At 40.6% G+C, this 26,104-nt stretch carries 25 protein-coding genes; 11 read left to right on the forward strand and 14 right to left on the reverse strand.

The window, feature by feature from the left end; translation table 11 throughout:
* Positions 1-19 precede the first annotated feature (19 nt).
* From DVR12_RS10600 to DVR12_RS10610, 3 genes are all read right to left on the reverse strand, one after another.
* A complete protein-coding gene (locus DVR12_RS10600; RefSeq protein ID WP_116975648.1) occupies positions 20-2,455 on the reverse strand; it encodes a heavy metal translocating P-type ATPase in 2,436 nt (811 codons plus the stop codon).
* Positions 2,455-3,006 carry a hypothetical protein gene (locus DVR12_RS10605; protein ID WP_116975649.1) on the reverse strand — a complete coding sequence of 184 codons (552 nt, stop codon included), beginning with the start codon at positions 3,004-3,006 and terminating at the stop codon, positions 2,455-2,457. Before DVR12_RS10605 ends, DVR12_RS10600 begins: the two co-directional genes overlap by 1 nt.
* An 82-nt stretch (positions 3,007-3,088) precedes the next feature.
* Positions 3,089-3,811, reverse strand: a complete 723-nt coding sequence (locus tag DVR12_RS10610; protein ID WP_233522281.1) for a Crp/Fnr family transcriptional regulator — start codon at positions 3,809-3,811, stop codon at positions 3,089-3,091.
* A gap of 40 nt (positions 3,812-3,851) precedes the next feature.
* On the opposite strand from DVR12_RS10610, the gene DVR12_RS10615 reads away from it, so the two are divergent.
* From DVR12_RS10615 to DVR12_RS10645, 7 genes are all read left to right on the forward strand, one after another.
* The gene (locus DVR12_RS10615; protein WP_116975651.1) at positions 3,852-4,439 is read left to right on the forward strand and encodes a pseudouridine synthase; all 588 of its coding nucleotides are present in this window, start codon (positions 3,852-3,854) and stop codon (positions 4,437-4,439) included.
* A gap of 71 nt (positions 4,440-4,510) precedes the next feature.
* Entirely contained in the window at positions 4,511-5,386 is an 876-nt protein-coding gene (locus DVR12_RS10620) for a YicC/YloC family endoribonuclease (protein ID WP_116975652.1), read from the forward strand.
* A 15-nt stretch (positions 5,387-5,401) separates the two neighbouring features.
* Positions 5,402-5,890, forward strand: a complete 489-nt coding sequence (locus DVR12_RS10625; protein WP_116975653.1) for a gliding motility lipoprotein GldH — start codon at positions 5,402-5,404, stop codon at positions 5,888-5,890.
* A complete protein-coding gene (locus DVR12_RS10630) occupies positions 5,890-6,909 on the forward strand; it encodes a sensor histidine kinase (protein WP_116975654.1) in 1,020 nt (339 codons plus the stop codon). The genes DVR12_RS10625 and DVR12_RS10630 overlap by 1 nt, the downstream gene beginning before the upstream one ends.
* A gap of 61 nt (positions 6,910-6,970) precedes the next feature.
* Complete coding sequence (locus DVR12_RS10635; protein WP_089764691.1) at positions 6,971-7,681, forward strand: response regulator transcription factor; 711 nt, start codon at positions 6,971-6,973, stop codon at positions 7,679-7,681.
* A gap of 188 nt (positions 7,682-7,869) precedes the next feature.
* Complete coding sequence (locus DVR12_RS10640; protein ID WP_116975655.1) at positions 7,870-8,679, forward strand: sensor histidine kinase; 810 nt, start codon at positions 7,870-7,872, stop codon at positions 8,677-8,679.
* Between the two features lie 37 nt (positions 8,680-8,716).
* Positions 8,717-9,463, forward strand: a complete 747-nt coding sequence (locus DVR12_RS10645) for a LytR/AlgR family response regulator transcription factor (RefSeq protein ID WP_116975656.1) — start codon at positions 8,717-8,719, stop codon at positions 9,461-9,463.
* Here the strand turns inward: DVR12_RS10645 and DVR12_RS10650 are convergent.
* From DVR12_RS10650 to DVR12_RS10660, 3 genes are all read right to left on the reverse strand, one after another.
* Positions 9,458-10,213, reverse strand: coding sequence for a tetratricopeptide repeat protein (locus tag DVR12_RS10650; protein ID WP_116975657.1), 756 nt, complete (start codon positions 10,211-10,213; stop codon positions 9,458-9,460). The genes DVR12_RS10645 and DVR12_RS10650 overlap by 6 nt on opposite strands.
* An 18-nt stretch (positions 10,214-10,231) precedes the next feature.
* Positions 10,232-12,184 (reverse strand): BatD family protein, encoded by a 1,953-nt coding sequence (locus DVR12_RS10655; RefSeq protein ID WP_116975658.1) that lies wholly within the window; start codon positions 12,182-12,184, stop codon positions 10,232-10,234.
* A 146-nt stretch (positions 12,185-12,330) separates the two neighbouring features.
* Positions 12,331-13,032, reverse strand: a complete 702-nt coding sequence (locus tag DVR12_RS10660) for an SDR family oxidoreductase (protein WP_116975659.1) — start codon at positions 13,030-13,032, stop codon at positions 12,331-12,333.
* Positions 13,033-13,120: 88 nt separating this feature from the next.
* On the opposite strand from DVR12_RS10660, the gene DVR12_RS10665 reads away from it, so the two are divergent.
* Entirely contained in the window at positions 13,121-13,816 is a 696-nt protein-coding gene (locus DVR12_RS10665) for a YjjG family noncanonical pyrimidine nucleotidase (protein WP_116975660.1), read from the forward strand.
* A gap of 70 nt (positions 13,817-13,886) precedes the next feature.
* Here the strand turns inward: DVR12_RS10665 and DVR12_RS10670 are convergent, their stop codons facing one another.
* The 5 genes from DVR12_RS10670 to DVR12_RS10690 form a co-directional block, all read right to left on the reverse strand.
* Positions 13,887-14,093 (reverse strand): hypothetical protein, encoded by a 207-nt coding sequence (locus DVR12_RS10670; RefSeq protein WP_116975661.1) that lies wholly within the window; start codon positions 14,091-14,093, stop codon positions 13,887-13,889.
* A gap of 11 nt (positions 14,094-14,104) precedes the next feature.
* The gene (locus DVR12_RS10675) at positions 14,105-14,755 is read right to left on the reverse strand and encodes a phosphatidylserine decarboxylase family protein (RefSeq protein WP_116975662.1); all 651 of its coding nucleotides are present in this window, start codon (positions 14,753-14,755) and stop codon (positions 14,105-14,107) included.
* A gap of 94 nt (positions 14,756-14,849) precedes the next feature.
* Complete coding sequence (locus tag DVR12_RS10680; RefSeq protein ID WP_116975663.1) at positions 14,850-15,734, reverse strand: phosphatidate cytidylyltransferase; 885 nt, start codon at positions 15,732-15,734, stop codon at positions 14,850-14,852.
* A gap of 24 nt (positions 15,735-15,758) precedes the next feature.
* Positions 15,759-15,998, reverse strand: a complete 240-nt coding sequence (locus DVR12_RS10685; protein WP_116975664.1) for a putative signal transducing protein — start codon at positions 15,996-15,998, stop codon at positions 15,759-15,761.
* Between the two features lie 35 nt (positions 15,999-16,033).
* Positions 16,034-16,957, reverse strand: a complete 924-nt coding sequence (locus tag DVR12_RS10690; RefSeq protein WP_116975665.1) for a CPBP family intramembrane glutamic endopeptidase — start codon at positions 16,955-16,957, stop codon at positions 16,034-16,036.
* A 173-nt stretch (positions 16,958-17,130) separates the two neighbouring features.
* Between DVR12_RS10690 and dusB the strand changes: the two genes are divergently transcribed.
* Together dusB and DVR12_RS10700 are read left to right on the forward strand one after the other, a co-directional pair.
* Complete coding sequence (gene dusB, locus DVR12_RS10695) at positions 17,131-18,189, forward strand: tRNA dihydrouridine synthase DusB (protein WP_116975666.1); 1,059 nt, start codon at positions 17,131-17,133, stop codon at positions 18,187-18,189.
* A 42-nt stretch (positions 18,190-18,231) separates the two neighbouring features.
* Positions 18,232-18,801: an NUMOD4 domain-containing protein gene (locus tag DVR12_RS10700; protein ID WP_116975667.1), complete on the forward strand. Its 570-nt coding sequence runs from the start codon at positions 18,232-18,234 to the stop codon at positions 18,799-18,801.
* A gap of 77 nt (positions 18,802-18,878) precedes the next feature.
* Here the strand turns inward: DVR12_RS10700 and DVR12_RS10705 are convergent, their stop codons facing one another.
* Entirely contained in the window at positions 18,879-22,118 is a 3,240-nt protein-coding gene (locus DVR12_RS10705; protein WP_116975668.1) for an AAA domain-containing protein, read from the reverse strand.
* A gap of 84 nt (positions 22,119-22,202) precedes the next feature.
* Here DVR12_RS10705 and proC point away from each other — a divergent pair, with 84 nt between their 5' ends.
* On the forward strand, positions 22,203-23,000 hold the full coding sequence (gene proC / locus DVR12_RS10710; RefSeq protein ID WP_116975669.1) for a pyrroline-5-carboxylate reductase: 798 nt from the start codon (positions 22,203-22,205) through the stop codon (positions 22,998-23,000).
* A 545-nt stretch (positions 23,001-23,545) separates the two neighbouring features.
* Here proC and DVR12_RS10715 read toward each other — a convergent pair.
* Together DVR12_RS10715 and DVR12_RS10720 are read right to left on the reverse strand one after the other, a co-directional pair.
* Positions 23,546-24,040 (reverse strand): SixA phosphatase family protein, encoded by a 495-nt coding sequence (locus DVR12_RS10715; protein WP_116975670.1) that lies wholly within the window; start codon positions 24,038-24,040, stop codon positions 23,546-23,548.
* 209 nt (positions 24,041-24,249) lie between these two features.
* A complete protein-coding gene (locus DVR12_RS10720; RefSeq protein ID WP_116975671.1) occupies positions 24,250-26,097 on the reverse strand; it encodes an amidophosphoribosyltransferase in 1,848 nt (615 codons plus the stop codon).
* Between the last annotated feature and the right edge of the window lie 7 nt (positions 26,098-26,104).

Genomic DNA, 26,104 nt, shown 5'->3' on the forward strand with positions numbered 1-26,104 from the left:
CCCAGTGCAATGATATTGCTCAATCTGAAATATGATATTTGTCAGGGATTTGCTCTAATGCCCGCTGCTGAAGACTTTTACCATACCATTCACTACAACTGTATGTTATTATAATAATGCTTATTGAACTTGCAGGCATTAGTATTGCCGCAATCAGTGGAGATAAGATGCCTTGCACAGCGAAGTATAATCCTATGATATTATATACTAAGGATAGAATGAAGCTGATGATAATTATTCGCTTGTTTGCTTTACAAAGTTTGATGAACGCGGAGATTGACAATAACTCTTCTGCATCCATGATACCATCACTTGCTGGTGTAAAATTGTTCCTGTTTTCTGTTAATGAAATACCTATGTCACTCTGTTTCAATGCTCCGGCATCATTTAACCCATCTCCTATCATCATTACCTTTTCGCCTTTGGCTTGTAACGATTGAATATAAGCCAGTTTATTGGCCGGAGTTTGTTCAAATAGCAGTGTAGCATGATGCCCCATCAACTTTCTTAATTGTTGAGCAGCGTGATTGTTATCACCCGATAAAACCGATAAACCAAATTTATCCTGCAGCTGCTGAATCATTGTTTTCAGCCCTCTGCGATAGGTGTTTTTTATTGTGAAGAGCCCGCATAGTTTATCATTAATAGAAACAAATACTACACTACCATCCTGCTCTTCTTTTTTATGTGCACCAGTGAAACCGGCATTACCCAATTTGATGATTGTATTTCCAACAATTCCGCTTACCCCCTGCCCCGGTACATTCCTGAACTCTTCAACAGGCATTGGTGCAGGTACGCCACAATATTGAACAATGGCACTACTAAGAGGGTGTGTGGATTGTATTGCTATTGCTGCAATCTTAATTTCCTCAATTGGAGTAAGAGAAGTGCCGTAATAAATAACAGAAGTACCGGTTTTACTGGTTAGTGTACCTGTTTTATCAAATACTATATGCGTGGTAGCTGCCATATTTTCTATGGCTTGTGCATTGCGCAGATAGAGATTATTTCTACTTAAAATTCTTAGAATATGGCCGTTAGTGAATGAGGATGCAAGGAGCAAAGCACATGGACAAGCAATAATCAGGATAGCAGTAACAGAAGGCCATATACGTGCAGGTTCCGTAAAACCCCAGTAGGTAGCTGTAATTACTGCAATCAGTAATACAACCCATGTAAAATATTTACTAAGCAAATGAACAAAAGAAATGGATTCATTTTTCTTTTCTTTTAATTCATCCCGGTTCCATAAGCTTGTCAGATAGCTTTGTGCAACTTCCTTGATAGTTAATATTTCAAGGTTCCCATTTAATTGTCTGCCACCTGCATATACTATCTCCCCGATAGATTTATTTACAGGAACTGATTCTCCGGTTACAAAACTATAATCGATAAGTGCTCCTCCTTTAACTATAATGCCGTCGGCAGGTATTAATTCATTGTTGTGAATAAGTAAAGTGTCGCCGGTTTTGATATCGGGTAATGGTGTTGGAATTTCCTTTTCATCTTTCATTACGCTTATAGCAATAGGAAAATAGGCAGTATAATCCCGATCGAATGAAAGACCCTGGTATGTTTTATCCTGCAGGATTCTGCCTATCAGCATAAAAAATACTATGCCGGTCATAGAATCAAAGAAACCTGCATTACCATTGTATACTTCAATCAGACTACGACAGAAGGTGACCCAAACAGCTAAAACTATGGGAACATCAATGTTCAGAAATCCATGTTTAAGTCCACCCCAGGCCGATTTATAAAAAGTTTGGGCGCTATAGAACAAAACAGGCAGAGCCAGGAACAGGTTCATAAACCTGAACATATTATTGAGGTTGCCCTGTAGAAGGTCTGTAGAATCGAAGTATTCAGGGAAGCTTAGCAACATGATGTTACCAAAACAAAAGCCTGCCACCCCTAATTGGTAAATCAGTTGTTTGCTTGTTTTTGGTTTTTTATGTTGAAGATCCTGTAAACTTATATAAGGCTCATACCCTACTGCTGTAAGCAGTTCGGCTACTCTGCGGAGGGTAATGGAATGATCAAAAATGACAAGTGCTTCCTTTTTACTAAAGTTAACGGTTACACGTTGTATGCCATGATCGATCCTATGCAGGTTCTCGAGTAGCCAGAGGCAGGAGCTACAATGGATTTGAGGGAGATGGAAATTTACGTGTGTGCAATCATCATTTTTAAATGAAATGAGTTGCTGACTAATTTTATCATCTTCCAGGAACGCAAATTTATCTTTCCTGGCGGCAATTCGTTGATTAATACCAGGTTGATTATTGAGATCATAGTAGGTACAAAGACCACTTTGATTCAATATTTCAAACACGGTTTTACAACCCAGGCAGCAGAAGGTCTTATTCTGGATTGTAATATCGGTATCATTACATTTTTCGCCACAATGGAAGCAGGTGATATTGGTTTCGGTAGAAGAGGATATGCTCATTAGTCGATAATTACGTTATTAATTTCGTGCTGGGAAACAACAATAGTATGACCCGGAATAGCAGCAGGATAAAGGATATTTTGCTCTATATAGATCCATTGCTGAATAACCTGTTCTGCAATCAGCATATCATTGACACACAGTTTATATTCGGCGCTCCAATGTTGCTGGAGTTGGTAGTTAGACGACACCTGGCGGAGTTTCTGCAAGAGCAGCAAGATTTTTTGAAATGCCTGTTGAATACTGTCATATGCTCCGGGTTGGAGATTTTTAGTACTCTTATTTAACGCGGAAGCATTGCGGATTACGGGGAAAAGAACGGATGTTTCTTTTCGGATGAGCTGTGAGGTTTCAGTTTGCATTTTCCCAAAGAGCAGATGTTGTAAATCTGCCACTGCGGGTGCTTGTTTGTCGTCCTGTCTGTCCAGATTGAAATAAGTCATTACCTGGTCGATCAGTTGTTGTATCGGTGCATGGAATTTATTAGCAATTACATTGCACAGGTGACCTGGTTTTAATTCGTGGTAATTGATAATAGAATAGGCGAACATGAAGTGGTAATTTTGTAATACAAAAGTACCAGCGATGTGAGAGGAGTGCTATGATAAGCATCAAGGCGAAATATGATTTTTATCAGTCCTGCAGGTTGGCTGTCCTGATAATTTCAGGGATATCGAGCAGTCTGATTTTCTTGCCGTCCAGTTCAATCATACCATCTTTTTTGAACTCAGACAGTAAACGGATTGCTGATTCGGTGGCGGTGCCAACGAGGTTGGCTATTTCTTCTCTGGAGAGGCGCACGCTTAAGGTTTGCTGGTCTTCTTCCAGGCCATAGGTTTCTTTAATAAAAAGGAGGGTTTCTGCGAGTCGTTCTCTTACTGGCTTTTGAGCGAGGTGAGTGATCTTTAATTCAGCCTTTCTAAGCTCACTAGATAAGATGCGCATCATTTCAAAAGAAAGGGAGGCGTCTTTTTTGAGAATATTGAGGAATAAGTCTTTGGGAATAAAGCAGATAGAAGAATCTTCCAGGGCTGTTGCGGTGGCAGTATAGCGTTCGTTGCTGAGGAGGGCTTTATAACCCATAATATCTCCGGCTTTAACGAGGCGTATAATTTGTTCGCGGCCATCATCGCCACTGTGGGAAAGCTTTATTTTACCGTCATTAATACAGTAAACACCGAATGGATAGGCACCTTCATGGAAAATTACCTGGCCTTTTCTGTAAACAGAGCATACTTTAGCGTCTGAAATCTCATTGAGATTACAGGGTTCCGCCTTGCAGAATATTGAAGAAAAGCGATCCTTGCAATGTTGGCATGAAGGATTGTTAAACGGAGTAGCCATATCAATTTGCAAAAGTACTAATTTACAGCGCCTAAACCAAAGTAAAAGTCTTGTGATCTTTAATTATTATATAATTTACAAACCATATGAGGTGCTGACGAGATTTACTTCTGAAGAGAATAAAGCATGTCTGGCCGATTTTTTTAATGTTCCTAAAGATGTTTATCCGGTTGGAAGATTGGATTATGATAGTGAAGGGTTGCTCATACTTACAAATGATAAGGATTTAAATCACCGGCTTTTGCAACCTAAACATTTGCATGAAAGGGAATATTGGGTACAGGTAGACGGAGCGATCACAGATCAGGCTATCCAACAGATTGCAAAAGGGGTAGATATTAATGTTGATGGGAAGATGTATCATACCCAGCGTTGTAAGGCCAGGATATTTGAAACAGAACCTGAATTACCGCCTCGTAATCCGCCTATCAGATTTAGAAAAACCATTCCTGCCCCCTGGATCAGTTTATCCCTTAAGGAAGGAAAGAATCGCCAGGTTCGAAAAATGACGGCAGCTGTTGGGTTTCCTACGTTGAGGCTTGTACGTTATAGAATTGAACAGCTGACAATCGACGGAATGCAGCCAGGCGATTTAAAACAACTTGATAAAGCAACTGTTTATAAAGGATTAAGATTATAAATTCATCAATTACGCTTATAATCCGTAAATTCCTAAATTTTAACTAGGTTTGTCACCTACAAAAATCAATTATGCTGAAATCAATGACCGGCTTCGGAAGGGCTGAATGCACAAGAGGAGAAACAAGTATAGTAGTTGAAATAAAATCGTTGAACGGGAAGCAGTTTGAGGTGAATTTGAAGTTTTCTCCATTGTTGAGACCATACGAATTCGATATTCGTAATCTGATGCAACAGGTACTGCAAAGAGGAACTTTGGATGCCTCCATAAACATTCGTCAGAATGGTGCTACCCGCCCGGTCGTGATCAATACTGATCTGGCAAAATTCTATTATCAGTCTATTACCATGCTGGCAAATCAACTCGAGTTGCCTCAGGGAGATATGCTTAATGTACTGATGAAGTTGCCGGAAGTGGTATCTCCTGCTACCGAGCAAATGACAGAAGAAGAGTGGAAAGATGTGGAAAGTACATTGAAAGAAGCATTGATAGATCTGGATAGTCACAGGATAGATGAAGGCAGAATGCTGGAGTCAGATCTCAAACAAAGAGTTAATAATATTGATGAATATCTGTTGAAAGTCAGAGAATTAGACCCTCTTCGTAAAGATAAAATCCGTCAGCGCCTGGAGAGTTTGTTGGCCGAGCATGTGGGTAAGGAGAATGTAGACGGCAATAGATTGGAACAGGAATTAATCTTTTATTTAGAGAAATTAGATATATCTGAAGAACTTTCGAGATTGGAAAATCACCTGCGCTACTTTAGAGAGATATTGAAAGATGAAGATGCTGCTAAAGGAAAGAAGCTGGGGTTTGTATTGCAGGAAATTGGCCGGGAAATTAATACTACTGGTTCTAAAGCCAACGACGCCGGCATACAACAATGGGTGGTATTAATGAAAGATGAATTGGAGAAAGCTAAAGAACAAGTATTAAACGTTTTATAGTAAGGCGTAAACCATATGAAGCATTTCTTTCTGGCTGCGGCAAGCCTTCTGTTATTTGTCGCAGCTTGTAAACCACCTAAGCTAGACGTATACGAGAAAAACCTGGAAATCCCGGGGCACGAATGGTCGAGCGATTACAAGCCCTCTTTTGAAATAAATATTCAGCCGGAAGATACAGCCTGGCTTTATAATATCTATGTAAATATCCGGCATACCGACGCCTATCCATATAGTAATATCTGGCTATTGATCGGAACCCGGTACCCTGGTGATAGCATTCCCAAAGAACAACGGGTGGAGTTACCACTGGCTGATGTTGCAGGAAAATGGTCAGGAACCGGAATAGATGATATCTTTGAGCATAGAATATTTATTCAGCAGAGAGCAACCTTTAATGTTCCCGGAACTTACAAGTTTTCTTTCGAACAAAATATGCGGCAAAATCCGCTTCCTTATGTGATGAACGTTGGCCTGCGGATAGAGAAAGCCGGCAAGAGACCATAATGAAAAGAATCTTTAATAAGATGCAGGGAGGGAAATCTGTTTCCCTGATTTACTTTTTTGTACTGGCATATACAATAGCCGCCCTGGTTTGGTGGGGTATCTTGCTATTCCGCCAAAGTAAGCAAATCAAAGGATTCGAGGTACAGAATCTGAATCTTAGAGTAGATAGTGTTGCCCGGCCCGTAGAATTTCAATTGGAACTGCAACGTATTGATAAGGAAGAACATATGCGTTCTTTCAAATATATCGGTGAAGGAATAACCTTTCTGGCTATTATTCTCCTGGGTGCATTATTCGTTTTCAGAGCTGTATGGAAATACATGAAACTTTCCCGTCAGCAACAAAACTTCATGATGGCAGTTACCCATGAGCTGAAATCACCCATTGCGGCTGCCAAACTGAACCTTGAAACGATAAAGCGGCATGAGTTAGACCCTGAAAAGCGGCTTAAACTTATTACCAATACCATCAAGGAAACGAACCGCCTGGATCAGCTATGTAATAATATTTTGCTGGCAGCTCAACTGGAAACCCATAAGTATCAATTATTTAAAGAGCCTATAAACTTTTCAGAACTGCTCTCTGCAAGTATCAGAGACCTGGATTCACGTATTGGTAGCCATCAGATTATCGCTGAAATTCAACCAAATGTTTGGATGGAAGGCGATAAATTAACATTACAGATTATTCTTAGCAACCTCGTCGAAAATGCAGCGAAGTATGCACCAAAGAATAGTAGTATATTTGTAAAGCTATTTGAGAATCAGCAACATCAGCTGAAATTGCAGGTAATCGATGAAGGTCCTGGTATCCCCGATGAAGAAAAAAATCGTATTTTTTTAAAGTTTTACCGCATTGGCAATGAAAATACCCGAAAATCGAAAGGCTCGGGTCTGGGTTTGTTCCTGACTGCAAAAATAGTAGAACAACACAAGGGCCAAATTACGGTAGAAGATAACAAGCCTTCTGGTAGCCGTTTCGAAATTACCTGGACAGAATTTTCCGTCCAAAGAGCGTAAATTAGCTTACAGATTGATGATGACCCGATAACGGGCCCTATCTAATAAATCAAACATACACATGAAAGAAGCGACAAAGGCATCAATACTACTGGTTGAGGACGAAGAAAACCTCCAGGAAGCGCTGAAGCTGAATCTGGAGCTGGAAGGATATGAAGTTACGGCAGTAGACAACGGTACAGCTGCTTTAAAAGCTGTGAAAAATGAATATTTCGATCTGATCATACTTGATATTATGTTGCCGGAAATGGATGGCATCGCTGTATGCGAGAATATCCGTATCCAGAACAATGAAATTCCAATCCTGTTCCTCAGTGCTAAAAACAGTAGCGCCGACAGAGTATTAGGACTGAAAAAAGGGGGCGATGATTATATGACCAAACCCTTTAACCTGGAAGAATTACTGTTGAGAGTAGAGAAGTTGATCGTAAAAAACAAGAAAATACAAGATAAGGATAGCGTGCCTAACGTTTATAGGTTCGGTAATAATGTGATCGATTTTGCTGCCCAGGAATGTGTGGGAAAAGATGGTAAACATTACGAACTCAGTAAAAAAGAAGCTATGCTCCTTAAACTGCTGATCGAAAATAAAGGCGAAGTAGTAACACGTGAAAAGATACTCCAGGTAGTTTGGGGTTATAACGTATACCCTACCACCCGTACTATCGATAACTTTATCCTTAACTTCAGAAAATACTTTGAAGAGGATAGCCGTAATTCAAGATACTTCCACTCTGTCAGAGGGGTGGGCTATAAATTCACCGAAGGGTGAACTGATTCAGAGATTTAAAAATCTATAAATTTTTAAATCTCTGAGTTAATTATCAATTCTACCAGTTTTCAGCTTTTTCTCCCCGGTTTCCTTAAAATTACCGCCTCATATTAAGTACCCCTTTCAATTAGTTTTTATTTGCCCGATATTTATTTCACCTAATTGCTAGTTCCCTGTAAATCTTACATGTGGCACATTATTATACGGAAATAGTTTTTGCTACGGGATGGCCCTATTGGTTGTTTTCTTTGTTAAGCCTCGTTGCCTTGTTCACTTTTTTCTACATAAGGGAAAGAAAAATCAGGAAAGCTGCTGAAAACAAAATAACCAAACATCAAACCCTGATTGACCTGGAACTTCATGCTTTTCAGGCGCAGATGGACCCCCATTTTATTTTTAATAGCCTCAATGCTATTCATCATTATATTCTGACTACCAGTACAGATATGGCATCCCTATACCTGACGAGGTTCTCCAAATTGATGAGATTAATGATTAATAATTTCAACAAAGAATGGATTACCTTAAGAGAAGAACTGGATGCGCTGGAACTCTATATTCAACTGGAACAACTCAGATTTGATGAACAGTTTAAATACCAGCTTCAGGTGCGCCCGGAAGTTAATCAGCAACTTACCTTAATACCTCCTCTTATTATTCAACCATATGTGCAATATGCTATCTGGCACAGATTGCTGCTCAGACCCGAAAAAAGCGGAGGTGAACTTTCAATAATTATAGGAAAAGATAAAGATCGCCTGTACATTCAGTTAGAAGATAATGGCGTACTAATTACAGAAATGTTGGACGGTACCGGAGAACGACAAGCAACTGGCGTAGATATAGCATCTGAACGATTGTATATGATGAGTGAAAAGTATCACATGAAGGCAAGCATAAAAGCCCTGCAGGTATATGATACATTCCACTCCCATTCCGGCAATCGCCTGATTATTAGTATGCAACACGTCGGTACCCGCCAGTCGCTGGCTGGGTAATAACAGCAAATTTGAGAGTCACTTTAATCCCTTTGAGATGCGTACCATTATCGTAGATGATGAGAAACATAGTCGTGATGCCCTTCAGGCAATGCTTACAAGATTTTGCCCCAATATTTCTCTGTTAGCATCCTGTAGCCGGGGCGCTGAAGCTCTTGAAGCAATAAAGCAATTAAAACCACAATTGGTTTTCCTGGATGTGGAAATGCCAGGAATGGATGGCTTTCAGCTCCTGGAAGCAATTGAACATGTGCAGTTCGCTGTAATTTTTATTACCGCTTTCGACCAGTATGCTATTCAGGCCATTCATCATAGTGCACTCGACTATCTGTTGAAACCAATTGATGCTATTGAGCTACAGCAGGCCATTAGTAAGGCTGCCCATTATGCAGTGAATGATAATTCCCAAAAAGTTCAGGATTTACTTAACTATCTGCAACAACGTCTGAAACAGGAAGAAAGAAAAGCTTTGCCAACTACGCAGGGACTGAAAATGATCACTGCCAGAAACATTATTTATTGCAAAGCAGCCGGATTACAAACAAAACTATTCTTGCAACCACCCGAAAGCCAGGTAACTATAAAGATTGCCATCCCCGAGTTGATACACTGGTTAAGTGATAAGGGATTTATGCAGGTGCACAACGATTTCCTCGTTAATCTTTCCCTGATGGATAAATATATTAAGGGTGATGGTGGTGAAATTGTTATGTGTAACGGAGATAGTATTCCTCTTTCCAGAGAAAAGAAACAGGATTTTCTTTATAGGGTTGAAAACTTATAAACGTTTGATTGCTGCACAATTGATCCAACCGCTGTTGCCATCGGCCAGTTCTATTTTACAAAAATCGTTGGTAGCGTCTGTTACATGAACCTTCATGCCTTCCCCAACCTCAAAAACGTCTCTGCTATTCTCATCAGGAGCAGATTTAGCTTTATTCTGCACCATAATGATACCACTACTGTGATTGGTGGCAGAGGAATAGGTATTTATGGCCATTGAGAAGTATAGCACTACCAGGAAGCCAGCTACATAATTAGCCCAGCGCAACCAGGATTTATGTAACCCAGGCAAAAAACTATTAACAGTTATACCAGCAATCAGGAGCCAGAAGAAAATAACGGCACCAATTGCCCAGCCATTAGGGCTATGTAGCTGCCGGAGTGTTAACCACCATTGTTGAAAAAATACCAATGGCAATTCTTCAACATATCCCTCCACTTTCTGATGAGCAACACTCAGGTTATGTTTTACCGCTTTATTATTGGGAGAACTTTGTAAGGCTTTTTCGTAGTTATAAACAGCCATGCCGAGTTTGCCGGCTTTATACCAGGCATTTCCCGCATTGAAATATAGCGATGCAGGAGTATAACCTTCATCTATTAGTTGCTGATATGTTCTTGCTGCCTCAGTGTATTTGCTCTGACCAAAAAGATTATTTGCCTCCTCAAAGCGTTTTTGAGGTGTTTGAGCACTACTTGTTGAAAAGGTAGCCAACAATATAGCCAAAGCAAAGAAAATCGATTTTATCATGCCTGTGATTTGAATACTTTAATTTTTAAGTGCGCCTTCCAGGTTGGTAATAATGTTTACAGCCTGCTCATAAGTTCCCTGCATTCTGCGATTATCCTGCCCCGGTGCATATAGCGCAACCTCACAGTTGTCGATCAGTTCAAACAGGTCTTTGGTATTGCTGCCATTAATACTACGCTGCCCAAGTTTATCCGATACCAATTGTTTGCTGAGGTCAGACATTGGTATTTTAAGTTTAGTACTTAAATATCCCCAAACCGCTCTGGATGTTTCTTCATAGAAAGCTTTGTCTTTACCTTCTTTCAGATATCTGGCAGCTAATTCCAAACGCTTTAAGGCTACTTTATTGGCATAGCGATGTTTCAGCATTGCAGCATTTGTGGTCTTATATTCTTTTCTTCGTTTATAGAATATGAGTCCAACTATGATCAATACCGGAAGTAATAACAGGATATAGAACCAGGGGCTTAATATAAACCAGCTATGATTGCGGGTCCAGTTAAGGATGCCGGTATCATTTTTTACCAACTCGTTTTTATTAACACCGTAATCTTGTTTCTCTTGTTTTACCTGTTTGCCTTGTTCTATATGAATATTGAAATCTTCAGATCTGATCGTTTTATAAGCATTGGAAGCTGGATCGAAGTATGAAAACTCAACAGCCGGAATCGTATGATCTCCTGCTTCTTTAGGCATTAATACGTATTCGAAAGTACGGCTGCCGGTAAGCGGATTACTATTCTTTTCGATATTGTCTGTAACCTTAGGATCAAACTTTTCGAAACCGGTAGGCACATCTACTTTTGGAGAATTCAGCAGATTAACATTTCCTCGTCCACTGATGGTAACCTTGAGTGTCAGGGCTTCATCAGTTGTCAGATGTTTTTTATCTACTTCTGCAGTCATGCTAAAGCTACCCACAGCACCATTGTAACTTGCCGGTCTGTCATCTACCGGAACAGGTTTTACGTGGATGGTGATAGGATTGCTCTGAATCTTGTATGGAACATCTTCATACGATACTTCAGGTCTGTTGAAGAAATCATCGAAGAAAGGATCTTTAAAAGCGGGATCATTGAAGAAATCATCAAACGGATCTCTTCCTCTGCCACCACCACGGCGGTTTTCGAGTTTAATTAATCTTACCTGGTTATCTACCTCTACTGGGTCCAGTTCGAGGTTTCCTGATTGTAATGGAAATAGTAAGGTTTTGCGAATGGTGAAAACTTTATAAAGTAAACCATTCACTCTCTCTTCAGTAGCCTGAGGCGGATTTGGTAATTCTATATCTTTAGCCGAGAACCCTTTAAAGGCCGGTACTTTAGTAACACTTGAATTTGTCGGGAGCCTGGTATAAAGTTTATAGGTGGCAGTTAACTGCTCGCCTTCATACAGATTAGTTTTATCTACATCTACTTTCAGGAAGATGTTCTTGCGTAATTTTTCGGTGATGTTTTCACCTTTCTTTAACACGCCTTCCGGTAATTCTGATTCTCCACCGCCGGCAGACTGGCGGCCACGCTGAGGATAGCCTGAAGAGGAGGATGAAGATTGCTGTTGTGCCTGCGGAGACGCTCCTTTTCTTACTTCAATAAGAACAGGATTAGATTTTACCATATTTCCGTTAACCCTTGCCTGGGCACCGGGAATAGTAAAGCTTCCTACATGCTTAGGTTGCAGTAGAAAACTCAATGCGATATACTCCGAACGTTTGCCGTTAAAAATGGATTGGCCCTGCATCTGCGATGGCCCTTGTACTACCTCAAAATCCTTAAAGACAGGGATTGGAAAACTGGAGATATTCACTCCATTTTCCAGCATAAACTGTATCTGGAATGTTTCATCCATTGTAACACTATTACTGCTCACGGTGGTGGTGAAACGGAAATCCTGTGCAACAGCGGTAGCAACAAATCCTAAGCAAAACAAAATGGAGTAAACGCACTTCCTTATGCAAAATCTGTACATCATAATTATGTCAACAAATTTAACCAAAGCCGCATCAGAAGCGCAATGCAGCCCGTTAAAAGTTAGTTAAAACATTCGGGAAAATTCGAATTTATTGATTTATGAATTTGTTATGAATAAATGTCTTATGTTGATTCAGACAACCATCTTTACAAGTCACCTAACATTGGTCGGAGTACCACGTCTTCCATAACAGTTTGAGGTGCCAGCTGGTAGGCCGACCAGATAACTGAGGCAATATCTTCAGGAGGCATTAATCTCGTTGGAGGCCCGTCGAAGCCCTCCCAGGAAGCGGTAAGGGTAGGCCCTGGACTTACAGAGGTCACTTTTATCTGAAGGTTTTTCAATTCTTCCCTCAGGTTTTTGCTGAATCCAAGTAAGGCATGTTTGGTAATACTGTATGATCCTCCGTTTGGATAGGCCTTGTGGCTGGCAGTGGAACACAGATTGAAAATATGTCCTTTTTGCTGTGCGATCATAGTAGGCAAAAGTGCCCTGGTAAGATAATAGGCGCTGTAAACATTAACGGCCATCAACTTTTCCAGTAGCCCGTCGTCTTCCTGGTAAATAGTACCGGGAACATAAATCCCAGCATTATTAACGAGAATATCTATAGTTGAAAAGTTGTCATTTATTGTATGGGCAAATGCTAAAACATCTTCTTTTTTCTCCATATCTACAGAAAGTGCCAGCACCTGAACCTGTGGATTGATTTTCTGTATTTCTGCCTGTGTAGCAGCCAGTGTATCAGCATTTCTCGCACATATTGCCACATTAAACCCTTCTTTTGCCAGCCTCTCCGCAATTGCTTTCCCGATACCTTTACTGGCCCCTGTAATTACTGCATTCATATTCCTATGTCAGATTAAAGACAGTAAAATAAGGAATTTACAGATAACGGCCCCCTAAACGACCCGTATTTCGTAACTTTGCGCCATCATGAAGTATAGACATCTTTTCTTTGATCTGGATCACACACTCTGGGACTTTGAAAAAAATGAACAGGAAACTTTGCTGGAATTGTATGAGAACAATGATTTGAAACAACGCGGAGTGCCAACTTTTGAATCTTTCTCCATCTCTTATGTAGGTCATAACGAACGGTTATGGGATCGCTTCCGTAAGGGATTTATTACCCGCAACGACTTAAGGGACAAACGCTTTAGGCTGACGCTGCTTGATTTTAAAATCGGTGATGAAAAGCTGACTCAAAATCTTACAGAAGCCTTTCTGGAGATTTTGCCTTATAAAACTGCACTTTTCCCTGAGGCTAAGGAAACTTTGGAATATCTTTTAGATAAAGGTTATCCAATGCATATGATTACCAATGGCTTTGAAGAGACCCAATTACTGAAAATGCGCAATTCAGGAATCGAGCACTTCTTCACTCACATTATTACGTCAGAGCTTGCTGGTAGCCTGAAACCTTATCCTCCCATCTTCGAGTTTGCGATGGAAAGAGCAGGTACAAATGCTACGGAAAGTATCATGATCGGGGATGCCATGGAGTTGGATATAAAAGGAGCACATGCTGTAGGAATGGATCAGGTGTACTTTAATCCGGCCAAACCACCTGTCGATTTTCAGCCAACTTATGTGATACAGCACTTAAACGAACTAAAGAATTTTCTGTAATGCTATAAAAACAAAAAGATCGAAGCGGATAACCACTTCGATCTTTTTGTTTTGCGCAATACTGCGAATATTATTTAGTTTTCTGACCTTTAGCAGCCAGGCTGGCAGCTTTGGAAGGCTGTTTGCAGCAGCTTTTGGTCTTCGACTTATCTTTTTTAGAGCAATCGGAAGTACATTCCTTTTTGGTTGCAGTTTCGGATTTGCCCTTTTTATCCTGGGCGAAGGCGAAACCTGTTATGAGCAACAATGCTAATGAGCCGGTAAGTGCTTTTTTCATCTTTAATTATGTTAAAGTTTAGCGACTACAGTTACCCCACCTTTTACAACTTCCTCTAATTTTACTGCTACTTCAGTGCCGATAGGCAGGTACAAATCTACTCTGGAACCGAATTTAATGAATCCCATTTCCTCGTTTTGCTTTACTTCCATGCCAGGTTTCAGGTAATTCACAATTCTACGAGCGAGAGCACCAGCGATCTGACGTACCAGGATATCAGCTTTATTGTTACCAATTACCACAGAATATCTTTCGTTTTCAGTAGATGATTTTGGATGCCAGGCCACCAGGTACTTACCAGGGTGATACTGAGAGAGCTTTACAACTCCGCTGATCGGGTTACGATTAACGTGCACGTTGGCTGGGCTCATAAAAATAGATACCTGCAAACGCTTATCCTTAAAGTATTCTGGCTCATAAACTTCTTCGATTACAACCACTTTACCATCGCAAGGGGAGATAACCAGAGAATCACCTGTTGTGAACTTACGGGCCGGGATACGGAAAAAAGATACGATGAACAGGAAGAAGACCAGGGATATAATGGCTATTGTCCAGCAAAGAGCAGGTGAATCAAACCAATAAAATACCGCTCCGTTGATCAACGCCAGTACAAGAAATACAAGGGAAATGGTGGCAAATCCTTCTCTATGGATCTTCATTTTTCTTTTTATTAAATTATAGTTTTATATGATATTGACATTTCTACCTGGCAAAGGTACTTCAATTCAAAAAAATTATTATGCGAAATTCTGTTTAATAAATCATAAAGGATTGAACGTAAATCCAGGCAAAAGGAGCAGCCAATAATAATGAATCGAACCGATCCAGAAAACCTCCATGCCCGGGCATAATATTGCCGGAATCTTTTACGCCGGCCATTCTTTTTAATTTGGATTCGATCAGGTCTCCGATTGTACCAAATATCGCTGCTATAGAAGCTAATACGATCCAATGTTGCAGCGATAGATAACTACTACCCCAGAAATGGCCGTAAATGGCGGCTGTAGCTACGGCAAGCACCATACCTCCTACAGTTCCTTCAATGGTTTTTTTAGGTGAAATAGTTGGCGCAAAAGGTGTTTTTCCGATTAATGAGCCTACAATATAGGCCATTGTGTCATTGATCCAAATGAAAATGATCAGCAATAAAGGGATAAGCCAGCCAGGAGCAGTACCAACATTTCCTGGTGTATAGGTGATGTTTATAGCATTCAGCCGCAGATGAATCAGCAAACCAAATGGAATAATCACGTATAGAAGCCCGATAGCAGAGTAGCCCAGGTTCTTTAAATAAAAATCTTTACTAAACAGGATCTCTCCCAAAGGCATTACCAATAAAAAGATAACCGTTGCCCACCAGCCTATTAGTCCAAGTGGTACGCCCAAAACAGGAAATGAATTTCCGGTAAAAGCGCATAATATAGCAGCACCGGCAAGGGGGGCGCTTATTTTGTGCACAGGGGAAATGCTGTTGTAATCAGCATCAATATGTCTGATTAATTTAAAATATTCCTGAAAAGCAAAGAAGCCAATCAGGAAAAACAATAGGAAAAATGTGAATTCGGTATATAAGATCCCCCCCAGCATTACTGCTACAAACACCAGTGCAGAAGCCGTACGGGTAAAAAATGTTTTCATGAGTGTTATTCTACGATTAAATAATTATCCAATATTAGGATCCCCGGTTGGTAAATCGTGATGGCTCTCGATCAGCGATTTGGCAGTAGCTTCATTACTGTTGTGTACATATAGCTCCACCAGCCCCGGCAGAGTAATATTATATGACGAAGATTGTCTGTTCAATAAAACCGTATCTATTGCATGTTCGGTCAACATACCTTTCACTATTTCTGCTTCAAACGGACTAGTGCTTGAAAAAACTTTTACCCAATCTTTTTCCATTACTGATAGATTTTATGTGAGTGATTTCTTTCTTATTAAAATATCTCTATATCATTCTTTTGTTCAGGTTCTTCGAACTGCCTGGGATTCGATTTTTTGCTTAATGCCCACAACAAACCTATTGTTACCGGAATGCTTATCAGAACCAGGTACCAGGCTACCGGAGTGTCTTGCATCGGATCATCCTTTATAACGCCATGCTGAAAAAGATATAGCCAGATTACCTGCATACCATTATTTACAACATGGGTTAAAATGCTGAGCCATAAGCTACCGCTAATAGCATAAACGGCTCCGAGAATAAAGCCAAGTAGTATTCTTGGCATAAACCCAAATGCTTCGCCATGGATAGCACTAAAGATTATGGCTGTAATAAAAACACCAAACCATACTTTATTGGTAGCATTGATAATTAAGCGTTGCAGAACTCCTCTGAAGAATAATTCTTCAGCAATTGCAGGTATAATTGCTACCAGAAACAGATTGGCAAAGAGGTCTTTTATTGTTGGCATTTTGAGGATGACCTTCAACAATTGGTCGGCCATCTTTTCCATTTCTCTGAATTGCTGGGGCACAGGCCAGGTTTTGTTCCACTCGCCCAACCACCCTACAAATGGCAATGAGCAATATAATGCCAGCACTGAGATTGCAATCTGAAGTATTGATGGCATTGGTTTCAAGCCAAGATACCTCATTGGGTGGGGTTGCCATAAATAAGCAAAAAGTGCCGCTGGAATAAAGAAAACCGCTATCGAATAAAAGAATTGTGTAATTTTCAGATAGCCGACAAGGTTAGGATTGGCAAATACCTGACTTTGCATTTCTTCCAGGCTCATACCAACCAATGCAGGCGTAATAGAATTAAGCAGGAGTAGATAAACGACAAAGAATCCAAAGAAAAAGCCAAGGAATGTGATTATCTGTAAAAAGATTGGCGTCTGCCTCAAGTAACCTGTCATAAAGAATTACTGTATTAAATTTGCGTAAATTTACAGTGTGAAATTCGGTTTGCAGTATCAGTTACCCTCAAAAATTACCCTCATAGAGAAAAAACTGTTATTGCATATCCTTAGTGATAAAATTAATATTATAAAAATAACTATAGCAAATAAGCCTTGGTTATACTTAAATTATGGTGAAGATAGGAAATATTGAATTGGGTGAATTCCCTTTGTTACTGGCACCCATGGAAGACGTAAGTGATCCGCCGTTTCGTGCGGTGTGCAAAGATAATGGGGCCGACCTCATGTATACTGAATTCATATCTTCAGAAGGTTTGATACGTGATGCCATCAAAAGCCGAAAGAAACTCGATATTTTCGATTACGAACGGCCGGTAGGTATACAAATCTTTGGTGGTGATGAAGAATCATTATCCCTTGCTGCTCAAATAGTAGAAGCTACCAATCCCGATTTGCTGGATATAAACTTTGGCTGCCCCGTAAAAAAGGTGGCTTGTAAAGGCGCAGGCGCAGGAATCCTTAAAGATATTCCTAAAATGGTGAAGCTCACTGCTGCCGTTGTGAAGGCTACAAAACTACCTGTAACCATCAAAACCCGCCTGGGTTGGGATGATGAAACAAAGAACATCGAAGACGTTGCAGAAAGATTACAGGACGTAGGTATTAAGGCGCTCACCATTCACGGCCGTACCCGTACGCAGATGTATAAAGGAAATGCTGATTGGACCTTAATAGGAAAAGTTAAAAATAATCCGCGCATCCAGATACCCATTTTCGGTAACGGTGATATATGTACGCCTGAACAGGCAATAGCAGCCAGGGCTAAATACGGCGTTGATGGCGTAATGATAGGCAGAGCAGCTATCGGATACCCTTGGATATTCAGGGAGATAAAGCATTTTATGAGCACCGGCGAACATTTAGCTTTACCAACTGTTTTGGAAAGAGTAGAAGTATGTAAAAAACATCTTCGAGAGTCTGTAGCCTGGAAAGGTGAAGTGATTGGTATACTGGAAATGCGCAGACACTATACTAATTATCTCAAAGGGTTACCCCACATCAAAGATTACAGACAGCAATTAGTAACTTGCAATACATTAGCTGGAATAGAGGAAGTGCTAGACACGGTGGCGATTCAATACAAAGATCATATATTCGAAAGATCGGCCCCTACTCATGATTTTTTGCCGGCTGGCAATGAAACATCCGGTTGTAACGTTTACGGTTAAACGGATAACCCCAAAAGTGTATAAATAATAAATTACTTTCACATGACCACAATTAAAAATCTGAGAAATGAAGTCTGGAAAGACTTACAGATTAAAAACAAGTCAGCCCTGCGTAAAAAGTACGCCGTTTCAAATATGGGCCGAGTGATCAGTTATCATGAAAGTATCGAAGATGGTAAGCTGCTCACGGGTTCTACCGTAGAGGGTTATACGGTATTGAATGTAAAACCTGCAGATAGCTACCAATCTCTCTACCTGCACCGCGAAGTAGCTAAGCTCTTCAACAAAAAACCTAGCAGAGCTTACAAATACGTTATCCATCTGGATTACGACAAGAAAAATAATAAAGCAACCAATCTGAAATGGGCAACCAAAGAAGAAATGGAAGAGCATCAACAAAACAGTCCTGCTAAACTGGCTTATAAAGAAAAACAACGTAACCGGTTGAAAGGACTGAAACTCAATGTGACCAAAGTAAAAAGCATTAAACGCTTACTCAATAAACCGGGTAAGAAAACAATGAAGCAGATTGCTGAACAATTCGATATCAGCGAAATGCAACTTTACCGCATTAAAAGCGGTGAAAACTGGTCACATGTAACCTTGGATTAAAGCCTGGTTTACCAGGAGTGATCAATATATGATGTTGTCTGAACTGTGGCCATACTTTTAAGTGTGGCCATAGTTGTCTAAAGCCAACTCTGTGTCATTCCGGACAATATCTTACTATAATGGGCACTTGACTGTAAAACCGGTAAATGACCCAATAATATCACCTGCTGTTTGGCCCTGGATAAAGTTACCAGCAATTTTCTGTCTACCTCTACTTCTTCTTCCTCCCATTTAAAACGCCCAAGTGACTGCAGTGAGTGCAATTGTGCCGCATGGTAAACTGCCAGCGATACTATTATTATGTCGTTTTCCGATCCCTGGAAACGCTCTACCGTATCTATGTTTATGGCTTGTAACTCCTCATCATCCGCTATCAGTTCCCGTATCAATGCGATCTGAGTACGCCAGGGAGTTACTACCCCTACCCTGTCTTTATTAAACAGATTCCCATCTCTCGCCCTTAAATGTTGTAATAATGATCTGACCCATTGCGCTTCCGTTAAATTCATTTTAGAAGTAGTTTCGTAAGGACTACTAATAAACACCTTTCTTCCTGCTGCCAAAATCCTCTCCCAACCTTCCGGTTGATCCGTAGCAGGTATAAAAGGTAAATGCTGCTCCCTGCGGCCACAGGTCAGCTGACCCGCATAATAATGATTAACCAGATCAGCAATTGTATTGTGCATTCTGAAATGAGTATTCAACATTCCCCAGGCATGCCTCCGGTCAGTTGCCTTTGAAAGATGCATTAGCCGCTCAAACATAGAAGTTCTTAAATCATATATTCCAAGTTGGTTGAGTTCCGGCTGGGTAGTTCTACAATAACTCTCATCCTGTGCTACTACCGGAGGGAGCTGATTCTGGTCTCCAATCAGGATGAATTTTCTGAATGGCATTAATAACCCCAAAATCTGTGGCTCTGTTAATTGAGAGGCCTCATCAACAATCAGTGTATCTGTAGGAATTCCTATCATCATTAACTGCTCCAGGCGGGATGTCATTGTGGATACGGTTGCCACAAATACCTTATGGCTGGTTATATAGTTCTTAGCCTTCTCCAGTGAGCCATCAAGACAATATTGCTGAAGTAGCCTGGCTGCTTCAGTATTTCTTCCTCCCAGCCGTAAATGACCGATTTCGCGGCTTTCCAGTTTACTGCAAATTTCCTCTACTGCTTTATTTGTGAAAGCAACAATGATGGTTGTGCGCCCTTGTTTCACTTTTTCATTCACTATAGTAGTAAGTAGTGAAGATGTTTTTCCGGTTCCCGGTGGGCCCTGTAATAAATAGTAATCCTGTGCTTCCAGTGCTTGCCGCACGATAGTAGTCTGATTATCATTGAACATAACAGGTGCTTCCATCGGCAGTGGTGACCATCTGGGAGGCATTAACCCTAATATAAGATTAGCCCTGGTAGAATACTGGGGGGCCAACATATAAAAGAGAAAAGCGGCGGATGACCAGTAATTAGATTCGTAAATATCATGTTCAATTACCCATTCGGAAAATTGACTGAAGAAATCTAAAGTCATCTGGCGGTTAATAAGGCTAAAGGTCAGATAGCCTTTTCCCAATTCCTCTATTCTCCCTTTTAATAATTGCTGTTTTAATGGCTGTAAGCCTGTTTTGGAGCGGGGGTAGATTACAGCGGTATCGTTTTTTCTGAAATTATGGGTAACCGGCAACATCAAATCAAACTTCACCAAGCTGTTTTGGGTATCGAACTCTCTGAATCGAAGTCCTGGTATGATATTGAACTTACTTTTTTTATCTTTTTCGTCCTGAAGCCAGAGTGCAGCAAATCCATCCGCCTCTTCCTCCCTGTTTACGGCCGAAAACATTCCGCATTTCGCTTGCAGATACTCCCGGATTGTAAATGAGAGGTATTCTTTATAATAAGCTTTGGCAGTTGGAGAAGCCAGCTCCCATGCTTGTTGGAATGCATTGAAATGATTTATACTGAAAGATGGAAGCCCCTGAGCATTTATGGCATTGATGGAAGAAAGGATATCCATTTCTCCAATGGCCAAACGTAATAGCATGGCTACGATCTCGTTTCTTAGCATCAGCAGTTCGCCTTCCTGAAGCAAAGTGCTGGTAACGTTTCTAAGCGGATTAACAGCAGCGGATGAATATAAGATAGCAGAACTCCCTTTTCGCTGACGGCCAAAAGTAGATTTCAATAACAGGTTATATCCAACAACCTGCATTTCGTGATTTTTCCAGGTATGGAAGTCGGGGGCCCTTCCACTTTTCAGCTCATAGATTTCTTTTCTGGTATCATCTGTTTCCTCCTCTGTCATAAGATCCAGTCGCCCTTGTAGTCCATAAATCGCGGAATAAAAAGCGGGCTCAATTCTTACAGCTTTATGTTGCAGTTCAGCTACTGTTTGTTGAAGGTTTGGCCAGTGGCAATCCTTAATATCGCTGTACATTTTATTGATTTCGGTTCGCCCGAATGCTGTTGCCTGCATAATATTTTCAGCCACGGCTTCCATGAACATTTTTTTCATATCCGTATTCCGGTTGCGAAGCATTTCATCGAGTAAGGTATTTACGAGGTTCCCGCGAAAGGCGGCAGCACCGGGAAATTGAGGCACCAGTTTTTTTACCAGGTAAAGTAGTTTATTAGCTCCTTTGTGGGTAAAACATTCTGCCAGATCACTGATATCAATAAGCAGGTCTGGCTCCAATACGATTTGTGTTTCATGTGTTGTTACGAATTCATAATCGTTTTCTGTTTTACATCCGGTGGCCAGGATTGTATCGTAGGTACGCAGCAGCGTTTGAAGTGAAAGAATGGTTGTAGGCGGCAGTGCGGTTAATGTAAGTGAAAAGTCGCCATATTCTTCATTTCTAAGATGTAAAGCAGATGATTGTATATTGATGATCACACCTTTCAGTGTATATGCAGCCTGTTGCTGTAGTTGTTGGGCCATGCTGTTCAGCTGACCCGGGGTTTTCGGGAAAGATTGTAAATCTGCCGGTACATCTTCCTGATAATACCAGGAAATCACCTCGATTAGTGCTTTGAGGCAGAGGTGATGGTCAGATTCGTGAAGTTGAAGCGAATCGCGTGTAGCCTTTTGGGTTAGAATCCGTAAGGCAACGAGTGGTTGTTTTATTTCTGTGGGAACATTGTGTTTATCAAAGAAAAACAACATACGTGCAAACAGATTTCCAAAGGAGCGGCTCTCCTCTTTGGTTAGCTCACGGAAAAGTGTTTCAAGAATTTGTTTATAGTATCTGGCCTTTTCTTCGGTTGGCTGCACCTTAGATGCTTCTCGAATTCTGGCGTAAAACAATGATGCCTGCATAGTTGCAAGTTAAGGAATAGAGGTTTGCATTGCTGCATCAATTGTTATACCTTCCGTAAGATTTTATTAAATAGAAGAAATTGTATGTCAGCCAAAAAAATAGCTATTATAGGCGGAGGAAATCTGGGAACCGCAATTGCACAAGGTTTGCTTAAGAGTGGGTTCTCCAAACCTTCAGATATTACTATCACTAAAAGAAATATAAATACATTATCTGCTCTTAAGGAAGCCGGTGTACGTGTTGAAACAGATAATGATATTGCTATTCGTGAGTCGGAAATTATTGTGGTGGCGTTGAAGCCCTACAATGTCAGAGAAGTATTGCAGGAATTCAGAGCATCTTTCGATCCATCAAAACATATTCTGATAAGTGTAGTTACTGGTGTAAGCATTCAGGATCTTGAGCATGTATTGCCAGGGTTACCGGTTGTGCGTGCAATGCCTAATACGGCTATTGCTATTCAGGAGTCGATTACCTGTATTTCGCATAAGCATGTAACTGAGGAACAGGTGAGATATGTAAAAACCATGTTTGATCAGTTGGGAGCTACAGTAAGTATAGATGAAAAGCTGATGGATGCTGCCACTGTTTTAGGGGCATGCGGTATTGCTTTTGCGCTCCGATTTATCAGAGCAAATATTCAGGGTGGAATTGAAATTGGCTTTGATGTTCGTACAGCAAGTTTGATTGCAGCTCAGACAGTAAAGGGTGCTGCGGAATTACTGATCCGTGAAAACCGCCATCCGGAGGAAGAAATCGATAAAGTTACTACGCCAAAAGGCTGTACAATTGCCGGATTAAATGAGATGGAACACCAGGGCTTTAGTTCCTCCCTTATCAAAGGAATTACTGCGTCTTATAATAAGATCGTAAAGGATTAAGGGGGGTCAGGGTAATTTAGATCACCTGGGGCTTAGTTCAAAGCGATTAAGCCAAGGAACTATGTCCTGATTTTATTGTCTTTATGGGATTGATGAATTTCCTTTACCGTAGACTGGGCAGGGGTAAACCCTGCCCCTACAGGGTTTCAGCGAATTTCAGTTTCTATATTGTAGAATTGTTCCTTTACAGAATTGAAATTATAAGATTGATATCTAACATGAAATATATCTACCAGATGAAAATTTAGTTTCGATGAAATCCTGTAGGGGCAGGGTTTACTGTAGTGCACCCCCAAACTTGGACAGTTAAAAAATATTAAACGGCTTAAGCCCTGTAGACTACAGAACTCAAGCCGCTTAATATTTTTTAACTGTCCAAGTTTGGGGGTGCACTACATTTACCCCTGCCCAGTCTACGGTAAAGGAAACTAATACTTCAAACCGAATTCAATATTCAATCAATATCCTTCCCCTTAACTTAATAGCATAGGTTTCAGTTCTCCCTTTATCAAAGGAAAAACTTCATCTTAAATAAGATTAAAAGATTAGTTATTTCTGGGGTAATCGAAGAACAGGAATTTTTTCGGGGCCAGATCAAAGTCCTTCCAACTATCTGTATCGGCTTGAATGGCAAATATTCCGGCAGTTGGAACATTGTCTATTCTGATTTCATCTGTAAGATAATTGGCAAAATCTGTGATGCCGGGGTTATGTGCAAAGATGGCAATAACGTTAAAGTCATCGTCAACCTTTGTGATTACCTTGAGGAAAGTGGCTGCATAGCAGAGGTATAACTCCTCCTCCAGCAGAATTGCCTGTTTTGGATAGTTCCATTCGATAGCCATTAATTTGGCTGTATTTCTGGCTCTTTTAGCAGGACTGGAAATAAGCAGTTCTGGTACCAGACCATGTGCTACCAAGCGTTGGGCCATTTCCGGGGCGTTTTGTTTTCCACGTTTGTTAAGTGGGCGGTCAAAATCATCCATTTCGGAATCCGTCCAACTCGATTTAGCATGACGTATAAGTAATAGTGTTTTCATGCGATGAAAACGAATAGTTAACGTAACGAAAATAAGGAATTTACAGGAAGTTAATTTGTTCGCTCTATACAGATATAAGGGATATAGTTATTTAAGATAAAATTAACATGGAAAAATAGCTACAAATAATAATTATTTTTAATCTATAAATAGAAAATCCCGACAGTTTTAGCCGCCGGGATTTTTATATTAAATGTGTTAAATGCTAATTAATATCCTCTTTCGTTCTTCCCTTCCATAAAGTTCATGAACGCTTTATTTACCACTCTGTTACCACCTGGAGTAGGATAATCACCAGTGAAGTACCAGTCACCCAGGTTATTAGGGCAGGCTTCATGCAGGCTTTCAATAGATTGATAAATCACTTCTATTTCGGCGCCGGTATCTTTAGGTGTAAGGATTTCAGCAATTTTAGCTGAAATCTGCTCAGGTGTGAACGGTTTATAAACGTTCTTCACAACGTTCTGAGCATCTAAAGTATTGGTACGTTGTAATTCCTGACAGAGTCCGTATGCTTCCTGAAGAATATGTTCTTTACCATGATCTTTCAGCAATGCGATAGCAGCCTGGAAGGCAACAAAATCTCCCATTTTGCTCATGTCTATACCATAGCAATCCGGATATCTGATCTGAGGAGCAGAGGAAACGATTATAATTTTTTTAGGCCCCAAACGATCCAGCATTTTGATAATGCTTTCTTTAAGGGTGGTACCTCTAACGATTGAGTCGTCTATTACAACAAGGCTGTCAATACCAGGCCGTACTGTTCCGTAGGTAATATCGTAAACGTGCTGCACCATTTCATTACGGCTGGAATCTTCCGTAATAAAGGTTCTCATTTTTACGTCTTTAATGGCAATTTTGTCGATCCGAATACGACGATTTACCATTTCGGTGAGTTTCTCAGCATCAAAATCCTTATCCCAGGAAAGGATACGTTCTACCTTAATTTTATTAAGATAATCTTCCAGCCCCTTTAACAGGCCATAGAATGCCACTTCCGCTGTATTTGGAATAAAGGAGAAGATAGTATTTCTAAGGTCGTTATCGATGGCCTTCAGCACGGTACCGGAGAGGTTACGGCCGAGGGAAGTACGTTCTTTATAGATTTTTTCGTCGTTACCTCTTGAGAAGTATATTCTTTCGAAGCTACAAGCTTTACGCTCTTTGGGTTCGAGGATTTGCTCAATGGTGTAATCGCCGTTATTTTTTACGATAAGTGCATTTCCCGGCATTAATTCCAGCACCTCATTTTCACCAACGTTGAAAGTAGTACGGATTGCGGCTCTTTCAGAAGCAGCAACGATTACATCGTCGTTGATATAATAATAAGATGGACGGATACCGTGAGCATCGCGGATTACGAAGGCATCACCGGAGCCAATCAGGCCGCAGGCATGATAACCACCGTCGAACATCGAAAAAGACTGTTTCAGAATCTTTGCTATATCGAGGTCTTTTCCTTCTTCGCTGTCGTCTTCACAAATAAAATGGTGAACTACTTCGAGCATAGCAGCGAGATCGCTGTTTTTATGCACATCCCCTGGCTGAGCCTGGGTGAATTTGAAGAGTTCATCAGCATTTACCAGGTTGAAGTTACCTGCCATTGTGAGGTTACGGGAAGGGATGGTATTATATCTAACAAAAGGGTGGCAAAGTTCTACATTGTTTTTCCCTTGAGTGGCATAACGAAGGTGGCCCATTAATAATTCACCTAAAAATCTGATATGCCCTTTCATGAGGCCGGGATATTTGGTGATTTCGGGTTGGTATCGTTCTATTTCATGGATTTCATCGCGAATTTTTCCGAAAATATCGCCGATAGCCTGTGGAGCGGCGCTTCGAATACGGTGCATGAAGGGAACACCTGGTTCGGTATTGAGTTTAACAGCTGCAAGCCCGGCACCATCTTGTCCTCTGTTGTGTTGTTTTTCCATGAGCAGATACAACTTGTTCAGCCCATAAAAAACAGTTCCATATTTTTGTTGGTAGTAGGAAAACGGTTTTCTTAATCTTATAAATGCCAGACCGCATTCATGTTTGATCGCATCACTCATGGCAGAA

It is taken from the genome of Chitinophaga silvatica (assembly GCF_003419895.1).
GTDB lineage: Bacteria > Bacteroidota > Bacteroidia > Chitinophagales > Chitinophagaceae > Chitinophaga > Chitinophaga silvatica.

Excerpts from the sequence above, each read along its gene's own strand:
- DVR12_RS10600 (WP_116975648.1), bottom strand. The coding sequence starts at position 2,455 with ATGAGCATATCCTCTTCTACCGAAACCAATATCACCTGCTTCCATTGT.
- DVR12_RS10605 (WP_116975649.1), bottom strand. The coding sequence starts at position 3,006 with ATGTTCGCCTATTCTATTATCAATTACCACGAATTAAAACCAGGTCAC.
- DVR12_RS10620 (WP_116975652.1), top strand. The coding sequence starts at position 4,511 with ATGCTGAAATCAATGACCGGCTTCGGAAGGGCTGAATGCACAAGAGGA.
- DVR12_RS10625 (WP_116975653.1), top strand. The coding sequence starts at position 5,402 with ATGAAGCATTTCTTTCTGGCTGCGGCAAGCCTTCTGTTATTTGTCGCA.
- DVR12_RS10630 (WP_116975654.1), top strand. The coding sequence starts at position 5,890 with ATGAAAAGAATCTTTAATAAGATGCAGGGAGGGAAATCTGTTTCCCTG.
- DVR12_RS10635 (WP_089764691.1), top strand. The coding sequence starts at position 6,971 with ATGAAAGAAGCGACAAAGGCATCAATACTACTGGTTGAGGACGAAGAA.
- DVR12_RS10645 (WP_116975656.1), top strand. The coding sequence starts at position 8,717 with ATGCGTACCATTATCGTAGATGATGAGAAACATAGTCGTGATGCCCTT.
- DVR12_RS10650 (WP_116975657.1), bottom strand. The coding sequence starts at position 10,213 with ATGATAAAATCGATTTTCTTTGCTTTGGCTATATTGTTGGCTACCTTT.
- DVR12_RS10655 (WP_116975658.1), bottom strand. The coding sequence starts at position 12,184 with ATGATGTACAGATTTTGCATAAGGAAGTGCGTTTACTCCATTTTGTTT.
- DVR12_RS10660 (WP_116975659.1), bottom strand. The coding sequence starts at position 13,032 with ATGAATGCAGTAATTACAGGGGCCAGTAAAGGTATCGGGAAAGCAATT.
- DVR12_RS10665 (WP_116975660.1), top strand. The coding sequence starts at position 13,121 with ATGAAGTATAGACATCTTTTCTTTGATCTGGATCACACACTCTGGGAC.
- DVR12_RS10670 (WP_116975661.1), bottom strand. The coding sequence starts at position 14,093 with ATGAAAAAAGCACTTACCGGCTCATTAGCATTGTTGCTCATAACAGGT.
- DVR12_RS10675 (WP_116975662.1), bottom strand. The coding sequence starts at position 14,755 with ATGAAGATCCATAGAGAAGGATTTGCCACCATTTCCCTTGTATTTCTT.
- DVR12_RS10680 (WP_116975663.1), bottom strand. The coding sequence starts at position 15,734 with ATGAAAACATTTTTTACCCGTACGGCTTCTGCACTGGTGTTTGTAGCA.
- DVR12_RS10685 (WP_116975664.1), bottom strand. The coding sequence starts at position 15,998 with ATGGAAAAAGATTGGGTAAAAGTTTTTTCAAGCACTAGTCCGTTTGAA.
- DVR12_RS10690 (WP_116975665.1), bottom strand. The coding sequence starts at position 16,957 with ATGACAGGTTACTTGAGGCAGACGCCAATCTTTTTACAGATAATCACA.
- dusB (WP_116975666.1), top strand. The coding sequence starts at position 17,131 with ATGGTGAAGATAGGAAATATTGAATTGGGTGAATTCCCTTTGTTACTG.
- DVR12_RS10700 (WP_116975667.1), top strand. The coding sequence starts at position 18,232 with ATGACCACAATTAAAAATCTGAGAAATGAAGTCTGGAAAGACTTACAG.
- DVR12_RS10705 (WP_116975668.1), bottom strand. The coding sequence starts at position 22,118 with ATGCAGGCATCATTGTTTTACGCCAGAATTCGAGAAGCATCTAAGGTG.
- proC (WP_116975669.1), top strand. The coding sequence starts at position 22,203 with ATGTCAGCCAAAAAAATAGCTATTATAGGCGGAGGAAATCTGGGAACC.
- DVR12_RS10715 (WP_116975670.1), bottom strand. The coding sequence starts at position 24,040 with ATGAAAACACTATTACTTATACGTCATGCTAAATCGAGTTGGACGGAT.
- DVR12_RS10720 (WP_116975671.1), bottom strand. The coding sequence starts at position 26,097 with ATGAGTGATGCGATCAAACATGAATGCGGTCTGGCATTTATAAGATTA.